This window comes from Actinoplanes sp. NPDC024001 (assembly GCF_040638955.1).
GTDB lineage: Bacteria > Actinomycetota > Actinomycetes > Mycobacteriales > Micromonosporaceae > Actinoplanes.
This window is the reverse complement of sequence record NZ_JBEZZB010000269.1, coordinates 1-8,893: the sequence shown is the minus strand read 5'-3', so window position 1 is coordinate 8,893 and position 8,893 is coordinate 1. Positions and strand designations below refer to the sequence as shown.

The 8,893-nt window shown below is 74.3% G+C and carries 7 protein-coding genes; 1 reads left to right on the top strand and 6 read right to left on the bottom strand.

From position 1 onward, the window contains the following. Positions 1-709, top strand: a 709-nt coding sequence (locus AB0F81_RS48800) for a hypothetical protein (RefSeq protein ID WP_360210873.1), incomplete at its 5' end; no start/stop codon positions are given. Between the two features lie 55 nt (positions 710-764). On the opposite strand, the gene AB0F81_RS48795 is transcribed toward AB0F81_RS48800, so the two are convergent. From AB0F81_RS48795 to AB0F81_RS48770, 6 genes are all read right to left on the bottom strand, one after another. Then, a complete protein-coding gene (locus tag AB0F81_RS48795) occupies positions 765-1,343 on the bottom strand; it encodes an NUDIX hydrolase (protein WP_360210871.1) in 579 nt (192 codons plus the stop codon). 1 nt (position 1,344) lies between these two features. Next, on the bottom strand, positions 1,345-3,045 hold the full coding sequence (locus AB0F81_RS48790) for a CTP synthase (protein WP_360210869.1): 1,701 nt from the start codon (positions 3,043-3,045) through the stop codon (positions 1,345-1,347). 129 nt (positions 3,046-3,174) lie between these two features. Then, a complete protein-coding gene (locus AB0F81_RS48785; RefSeq protein WP_360210875.1) occupies positions 3,175-5,295 on the bottom strand; it encodes a hypothetical protein in 2,121 nt (706 codons plus the stop codon). A 110-nt stretch (positions 5,296-5,405) separates the two neighbouring features. Beyond that, on the bottom strand, positions 5,406-6,518 hold the full coding sequence (locus AB0F81_RS48780) for a glycosyltransferase family 4 protein (RefSeq protein WP_360210867.1): 1,113 nt from the start codon (positions 6,516-6,518) through the stop codon (positions 5,406-5,408). A 16-nt stretch (positions 6,519-6,534) separates the two neighbouring features. Continuing rightward, a complete protein-coding gene (locus AB0F81_RS48775) occupies positions 6,535-8,091 on the bottom strand; it encodes a lipid II flippase MurJ (protein ID WP_360210865.1) in 1,557 nt (518 codons plus the stop codon). A 143-nt stretch (positions 8,092-8,234) separates the two neighbouring features. Continuing rightward, on the bottom strand, positions 8,235-8,893 hold a 659-nt coding region (locus AB0F81_RS48770), incomplete at its 5' end, for a hypothetical protein (RefSeq protein WP_360210863.1).

The following is an 8,893-nucleotide window of genomic DNA, read 5'->3' as shown; positions in this document are numbered from 1 at the left end:
CCGGGCCCGGCTGATCCGGGCGGCGGGCCGCGCCGGTGCCGACCCGGCTGCGCTGGTGCCGGTGCTGCGGCGGCAGGTGGCCGAGCATCCCTGGTCGGCGGGCACGCTTCTGGGCGACCTCGGTCCAGCCGCCGCCGGCGCCCTGCCCGAGCTGACTGAGCTGCGCCGAGGCGACGACCGGCTCCGCCGGCGGATCGCCGCCCGAGCGCTGTGGCGAATCACCGGCGACCTGGACGGCTTGCTGGAAGTCCTCGGCGACCAGATCCGCGACCATCAGGCCCTGGCGGTCCTCGCCGAGGTGGGTCCGGCCGCGGCGAGCCTCGCCGGACAGCTTCCACCGATGTTCGACGCCGACTACGAGTGGCGGGCCGTCCACGCCGCGGTGGCCTATTGGCACGTCACCGCTGATCCGGTCCCGGTCGTGCCGGTGCTGGCGCGCTATGTCGCCCCCATCCCGTGGGGTGTCCTGGCGGTGCGTGCCCTGGCCGCCATCGGGCCGGCGGCGGCCGCCGCGATTCCGGTGCTGCGGCCGCATGTCGAGTCGCCGCTGCGGCAGGTGGGCTGGCGGTGGGGCGCCGCCGACGGCCTGATCCCCGAAGACGAGGGCTGGCAGGCGGTGTGCGCCTACGCGCTGGCCCGGATCCACGGCGCGGCACCCGACCCCGGCTGGCCGGACGTGCAGGTGCCGGAAGCGGTCGTGGAACCATGACCGGCAACGACGACGGCCGCCCGGGGACCCGGGCGGCCGTAGTGGTGAAGCACGCTCAGCTGGAGCGCAGCAGGGTCCACCCCGAGTCGCGGGCGCGGGCCGCGGCCAGCAGGCCGGCGACCGCCGCCGCGTTGGTGATCTCGCCGCGGAACACCATGGCGACCGCCTCGTCCAGGTCGACCCGGCGAACCTCCAGGTCGGCCTCCTCCGCGGTGCGCGTGTGCCGGTCGGCCTCCGCCACCGGCGCGAGGTCGCGGGCCAGGAAGACCCGCACCCACTCGTCGGAGAACCCCGGCGACGTGTGCAGGTCGATCAACGGCTCCATCCGGCCGGCGGTCAGGTCGGCCTCCTCGGCCAGCTCCCGCGCCGCGGTCACCGCCTCGTCCTCGCCCTCGACGTCGCGCAACCCGGCCGGCAGCTCCCAGAGGCGCTGCCGCACCGCGTGCCGGTACTGCTTGATCAGCACCACCCGGTCGTCCTCGTCGAGGGCGACCACGACGACCGCGCCGCGGTTCTCCACCACGTCCCGGTCGGCGGTGTCACCGTCGGACATCGTCACCTCGTCGGTGAAGACCGTGAAGATCGCCCCTTGGAACCGTTCGACACGCGACACCGTCTCGTGCTCGAACGCCATGTCAGGAAGCCTCGACCGGCTCGACCGGCACCTCGACGGGCAGCTCGTCCGCGGCGGCGTAGGCGATGGCCGCCTTCACCAGACCGTCGAAGAGCGGGTGCGGCCGGGTCGGGCGGCTCTTCAGCTCCGGGTGCGCCTGGGTCGCCACGAAGTACGGGTGCACGTCCCGGTCCAGCTCGATGAACTCGACGAGACGACCGTCCGGCGAGGTGCCGGAGAAGACCAGCCCGGCCTGCGACAGCTTGTCCCGGTAGTCGTTGTTCACCTCGTAGCGGTGCCGGTGCCGCTCGGAGATCTCCGTGGAGCCATAAACCTCAGCCACGATGGAACCCGGCTTGAGCGCCGCCGGGTAGGCGCCGAGCCGCATGGTGCCGCCCAGGTCACCCTTGCCGGCGACGATGTCCTCCTGGTCGGCCATCGTCGAGATCACCGGGTACGGCGCCTTCTCGTCGAACTCGACCGAGTTGGCCCCGGCCAGACCGGCCAGGTTGCGGGCCGCGTCGATCGTCATGCACTGCAGCCCGAGGCAGAGGCCGAGGATCGGGATGCGGTTCTCCCGCGCGTACCGCGAGGTGTTGACCTTGCCCTCGATGCCGCGCACGCCGAATCCGCCGGGGATGACGATGCCGTCGGCGCCCTTGAGGGCGGCCGCGGCGCCGGCCGGCGTGTTGCAGTCGTCGCTCGGCACCCAGCGAAGCTTGATCTTGACGGTGTTGCCGAAGCCGGCGGCGCGGATCGCCTCGCTCACCGACAGGTAGGCGTCGGGCAGGTCCACGTACTTGCCGACCAGCGCGATCGTGATGGTGCGCTTCGGGTGGTGGACCCGCTCCAGCAGGTCGTTCCAGGTCTTCCAGTTGACGTCGCGGAACGAGAGGCCGAGCCGGCGCACCACGTAGGCGTCCAGGCCCTCGTCGTGCAGCACCTTCGGGATGTCGTAGATGCTCGGCGCGTCCGGGCAGGCGATGACCGCTTCGGCGTCCACGTCGCAGTAGAGCGCCAGCTTGTGCTTCATCTTCTCCGGGATCTCCCGGTCGCTGCGGCAGATCAGCGCGTCCGGCTGGATACCGATGTTGCGCAGCGCCGCCACCGAGTGCTGCGTCGGCTTGGTCTTCAGCTCACCCGACGGCGCGAGGTAGGGCACCAGCGACACGTGCAGGTAGAAGACGTGGTCGCGGCCGACCTCGTGCCGGACCTGGCGGATCGCCTCCAGGAACGGCAGCGACTCCATGTCGCCGACGGTGCCGCCGACCTCGGTGATGACCACGTCCGGAACGTTGCCGTTCTCGTCCGGGTCGGCCATCGCGAAGATCCGGCTCTTGATCTCGTTGGTGATGTGCGGGATGACCTGCACGGTGTCGCCGAGGTATTCGCCGCGCCGCTCCCGGGCGATGACAGCCGAGTAGACCTGGCCGGTCGTCACGTTCGCCTTGCCGGACAGGTCCCGGTCGAGGAAGCGCTCGTAGTGCCCGACGTCGAGGTCGGTCTCGGCGCCGTCCTCGGTGACGAAGACCTCGCCGTGCTGGAACGGGTTCATCGTTCCCGGGTCGACGTTGAGGTACGGGTCGAGCTTCTGCATCACGACGCGAAGACCGCGAGCGGTGAGCAGATTGCCGAGGCTGGAGGCGGTGAGGCCCTTGCCCAGCGAGGAGGCGACGCCCCCGGTGACGAAGATGTGCCGCGTGTCGCGCACTGTTGAGGCCAAGGCCCGCTCCCGTGGTCGCCAGTTTCAAATCTTGAGGCCGGGGCAGTGCCCCATCCACGGGAGTTCACCGTAACACTGATTGCCGCCTTCGCCATGTTGGGGCTGGTCGGCATGCGTGTCATGCGCCGGTTAGGTCACCACTACGGGATCTTCGTCGGTTTTGCGCAGCGACGGTCCGCCCGGTCCGTCCGTTTCGCCGGGTGGGGGCGTGCGGTCGGCGGCATGCAGCAGCACCCGCAGCGCGGTCAGCACCGCCACCGGTACGGCCGCCGCGGCCGCCGCACCCGCCGAGCCGACCGCGGTGCCGCCGAGGACGCCGGCGATCAGGGTGGCGACCACGGTGCCGTTCAGTCCGGCCCGTACGGCGGGGTGCAGCCCGTACACCCGGTTCAGCCCACCCCACGGGGAGAACTGGCAGAACAGCAGCATCAGCATCCCGGTCAGGGCGAGCAGGGTGAGCGGGCTGTCCAGCAGCGCCTGCCCGTTGGCCGCCGCGGCCCGCTGCATCGCCGGACCCGCCGTGCCGCTGCCCAGCGCGGTCAGGAACCGCCCGAGCATGCCCTGCTCCAGCGGCATCCGGCTCAGGTCGACCACCGCGAACCCGGCGGTCACGGCCAGCCCGGCCACCGCCGCCCAGGCGAACCGGGGGAAGGTCAGCCAGCCGCCGGTGCTCATCGCCGCGGCGACGCACACCCCGGCGGTCACCGCGATCGCGCCCACCGGGTCCGCGCCCAGGTAGGGGCTGCCGACCATGACCACACCGATGCCGCCGAAGAACACCATCACCACCGGCCGCCAGCGCCGGCTCGCCCACTGCGCCAGACATCCGGCCAGCAGCAGCAGGCCGGCCACGAAGACGCCCAGCCCGACGCTGCCCAGCCCGGCGTAACGCACACCGTGCACCGCCGAGTAGCCGGCCACGCCGTTGAGCTGCAGCCGGGCCCCGGTGACCAGGTCGACCGCGACCACCACGGCGCTGATCGCGGAGACCACCGCCATCGGCCACAGGGTCGCCGGGTAGCGAGGTGTCAGCCGGATCAGCAGGGTGCCGGCCACCATCAGCGCCCCGGTCACCGCCCCGAAGACCCAGGCCGGGTGCTCGCTGTTCCACCACGGCGCCAGGTCGGCCAGCAGCGCCGCCGGGATGGCCAGGCCGGCCGCGATCAGGGCCGCCTCGACCACCGCCACGAGCCGCCGGGGCGGCAGCGGCGGCCCGGCCGGACCGGCGTGCCGGCGGGCCCGGATCAGCACCGGCACCACCGCCGCGAAGAGCAGGAACTGCACGATCGCCAGCACGGTGAAGAAGATCTCGGCGACGCCGCGCTGGGCGATGGCCCGCCGGTCCGCGTCGTGGTCGCCCTGCATCGCCTCGCCGGGGTCGGCCGGCCGGCCCTCGGAGACGGTCGCCGCGTAACCGTTGAACAGCTTCTCCGGCGACGGCCGGCCCAGCGCGGAGAGCACCGTCGGGGCCAGGTCGACCAGCTGCAGGTAGCCGTCACGGCCGGTGCCGGCCGAGGTCAGCCAGCCGCCCGGCCAGCCCGGCCCCTCGGCGATCGCCACGTGCAGCCGCGACGCCCGCTCGGTGTCCGCGATCCCGGCGATCACCATGAGCGACCGGGGCGGGCGGGCGGCCAGCACCCGGGCCAGCGTCGCGTCGGCGGCGGCCACCGCGGCCTGCCGCTCCGCCCCGGTGCCGGAGATGGTGCCGAGGTCCACGATGTTCAGCACACAGTCGTCGAACAGCTCGGACGGGTCGTCCGGCAGCTCGGGCAGGTAGCGGTCGACGCGCCCGAACGGGCGGGCCGCCGCGATCGCCGCGCCCGGACCGACGGCGACGGTGCAGCGCACCGACTCGGCCAGGGCGCCCGGCGTGGTGCCGTACGGCAACCGCTCCTGATTGATGCGCACCACGGTGGGCTGCTCGTCCAGGTTCGCCCCGAACCCGTCCGGCTGGGTGAGTTTCGGCTCGGCCGGCGGGCAGCGCCCGGCCACCGCGCGGGTGTCCCAGGCCGCGTAGTTGCCGGCGCCGAGGGTCAGCCAGCCGTCCGACGGGCAGGTCACGCCGTGCGCGGACCGCACCGACAGCCAGCCCACCGAACCGCGGGTCGCCTCCTGCCACAGCGCGGGGGTGCGCTGCCGATCCAGGTCCTCCCAGCGCAGCCCGGCCGCGGCGGCCACCACCACGTAGTCGGCCCGCCCGCGGCGCGCCTCCTCGGTGGGATGGATCGCCAGCCCGGCCAGGCTCGCCACGGCCACCAGCGCGACCAGCAGGTACGGCACCCAGCCCTTGGCCCGGGGCCCACGCGGGGTGCCGGGACGACGGACCCGGCGTACCCGGTCCAGCCACTGCGGCGACGCGGTCACCGGCGGACCGCCGCGACTTCCGCGTACGCCGAGCGCACGTCAGCCACCACATCGGCCTCGGTCGGCCAGGTGGCGGCCTGCTGGGGGCCACGGGCCGCGTACTCCGCGCGCAGCCGCGGGTCGGCGAGCAGCCGGCGGACCGCCTCGTCGAGCGCGTCCAGGTCGTTCGGCGGGATCAGCACGGCCGCGTCACCGACCAGCCCCGGAAGCCCGCCGACCGCCGTGGTGATCAGCGGCACCCCGGCATGCAGCGCCTCCTGAGCGAACAGCTGGCGGGCCTCCCAGTCGCTGGTGACCACCGCCAGGTCCGCGCCGAGCAGCAGGTCGGGCACGTCGGTCCGGTGCCCGAGCAGGTGGAACGGGGCGTGCAGCCGGGACGCCTGCTGCGCCAGCGGCATGTAGCTGGGCCCGGAACCGGCCACCGCCACCACCGGCGCGGGGTCCAGCTCACGCCACCGGGCCGCGGCGTCGACCAGCAGGTCGTAGTGCTTCTGCGGGTGCAGCCGGCCGACCGACAGGATCAGCGGCGTCTCCGCCTTGAGCCGGAACTCGGCGCGCACCGCCGCGCGGGTCCGCCGCGGCGGCGCCATCTCCGGCGCCGCGACCGGCCCCAGCCGCGCGCGCTTCGCGCCGAGCACGATCGCGCGCTCCACCAGGTCTTCCGACGCGCCCAGCGTCAGCGCGGCGTTGCGCGCCACGATCCGCTCGACGAGCGCGCCGGCCTGGCCGCGCAGGCCCTTGGCCAGCACGGCGTTGTGCCAGGTCGCAATCAGGGGTACGCCGGTGCGCGCCAGCGAAACCACGAAAGCGGCCCGCAGCCCGTGTGCGTGCACCACCTCGGCGTCACGGCCGGCGATCGCCCGGCGCAGCGCCCGGATCGCACCGGAGTCCTGCGGCCCCGGGTCGGCCGGGATCTCCACCGGCGCGAACTCCAGCCCGGAGGCGCTGAAACCGTAGTGCTCGTCGGTGGCCGCCGGGCCGCAAACCAGCACCCGGCAACCGGCCGCCAGCAGCCCGCGGGCCAGCGAGGCGACGTGCCCGCCGGTGCCGCCGGTGGCGGACCCCAGCACCAGCACGACCGAACCGCACCAACCGTCGTCGCTGCTCACCAGCCGTGTTCCTCCCTCATCGGCGCAGCTTTCCCCGCACCGTCACCACCAGCGGTCGCAGATCCCGCCGGTCCAGCACGAACGCGACCGCGACGAACACCGTCACCACCACGACACCGCCCAGCATGCCTTCCACGAGGCTGCCGAGCACGCCCGGGGTCGGCCAGAACGCCGACGCCAGCGCAGCCACCGTGCCCCACCCGGCGATCGCGGCTACGCCCGCCGCTACCACCGCGGCGAGCAGCGCCCGGCCCAGCCCGGCGAGCGCTCCGGGCCCGGCGTGCCGGCGCACCGCGAGCGCGAGCAGCACCGCGAGCACCGTCATCCCGATCGAGTTCGCCAGGCCCAGCCCGAACACCTGCTTGTCCTCGCCGCGACCCAGGAGGGTGAGGGCGGCGGCCGCGGCCACCACCCAGCCGGCCGCGGTCGCGAACGCCGCCGCGCGGGTGGCGCCCCGGGCGTAGAGCGCCCGCGAGAGCAGCGCGAACAGCGCGTAGCCGAACAGGCCGGGCGCGAACCCGGCGATGCCGGTCCAGGCCGGCTCGGCACGGATCAGGAAGGCGGCGGGCACGGCGAGCGCGGCGAGCGCCGCCGCACCCAACCCGGCAAGCAACACGACGGTACGGGCGGTCGACGCCAGCGCCGTCCGGTAGGTGTCCTCGTCGCCGTGCTCGGCGGCCGCGGACAGCCGGGGGTAGACCGCGGTCGCCAGTGGCACCGCGAGCACCGCCCAGGGCAGCAGGAAAACGGTCTGCGCCGCGTTGTAGAGCGTGAGCCCACCGCTGGCCGTCAGCGCGACCACCACCAGCAGCATGACCTGCTGCGAGCCGACCGTGACGGCGCCCGCCCAGCCGAGCCGCACCGCCTTACGCCCGTCCCCGTCCGGGAACCGCAGTGCCGGCCGCAGGCGCAGGCGCAACTTGCGGACCGGGATGATCAGGCAGAGCGAGAGCACCACGACGCCGAGCGTGGTGCCCACCGACAGGGTCAGCTCCCCGGCCGTGGAGAGGCCGGGCAGGTCGCTGCGGGCGCCGTCGATCACCGCATAGGTCAGGTACGCCGCCATCACCGTCACGCTGGACAGCAGCGGCGCGATCACCGGCCAGGCGAACCGGTGGTGCGCCTGCAGCACCCCGGTCAGCACGATGCCGATGCCGTAGAGCGGCAGCTGCGCCGCGAAGACCCGCAGCATGCTCGCGGCGACCTCCTGCTGGTCGGCCGGCACGCCCGGCAGCAGACCGGTGATCGGCCCGGCGAACACCGCGACCAGCACCGCGAGCGGCACGAGCAGCAGCAGGGCCCAGGTGAGCAGCGCCGAGGTGACCGCGTGCACCCGCCGGGAGTCGCCGGCCGTCACCGCGCCGGCCAGCAGCGGCACCACCAGGCTCGCCAGGGCGCCGCCGGCGACCAGCTCGAAGACGATGTTCGGGATGACGTTGGCGGCGTTGTAGATGTCGCCGAGGTCGTCGTGCCCGACCGTGCTGAGGAAGACGAACGTGCGCCCGAAGCCGGCGAGCCGGGCCACCACGGTGAGAACCGTGATCAGCGCGGCCGCGCCGGCGATCTTCGCCACGGCCCCGCCGCCCGGCTTCCCAGCCGGAACGCCGTCCGCCGGGTCTCCGGCCGGAACGCCTACGGCCGGGTCTCTGGCCGGAACGCCTTCGGCCGGGACTCCGGCCGGATTGCCGGACGCCGCGCCGGGGTCGACTGGCTGCCTCACGCCGGTGGCCGGCGGCCGAGCTCGTCGACGCGCCGCAGCCACGGGGTGTCCTGGATGACCTTGGTGAAGCTGATCTTCTCGCTTGCCGCGGTGAGCGCGGCCAGCGCGGCCAGCGCGGCCGCCCGCCCCGCCGTCGACGTCCGGGCGGTCAGCGCCACCCCGAGCAGCGCGCCCAGCGCGTTCGCCCCGGAGTCGCCGAGCATGATCTCCTCGTTCAGGTCGGCCGGCAGCAGCGCGGCGCCCGCGCCGAGCGTCCCGGCCGTCATCGAGGCGTTGCGGCCCACCGCGAGCGGCGCGCCGAGAATCGCCCCGGCCTTGATCGCCCGGCCCGGGCGCAGGTCGAGCAGGTTCAGCAGGTTCGCCGTCCCGGCGATCACCCCGGCGCCGAGCAGCACGTCCACACCCCGGCCGAACCGGCCCGAGCGGCGGCTGCCGACCAGCGCCGACGCGGCCAGCCCGGCCGCGCCCACCCCGGCGATCTTGACGAGGCCGCTGGTGACCCGCCCCTCACGCAGCGCGCCGAGGTGGCCGGCGAAGCCCTTCGCCGCCTTCTGCTCCGGGCGGTTGCCGACGATGTCGTCGTAGAAGCCGACCGCGCCGCTCACCGCGCCCGTGACCGCAGGCTGGCCGCCGCCCCGGTGACCGCGGGCGCGGT

Excerpts from the sequence above, each read along its gene's own strand:
- AB0F81_RS48795 (WP_360210871.1), bottom strand. The coding sequence starts at position 1,343 with ATGGCGTTCGAGCACGAGACGGTGTCGCGTGTCGAACGGTTCCAAGGG.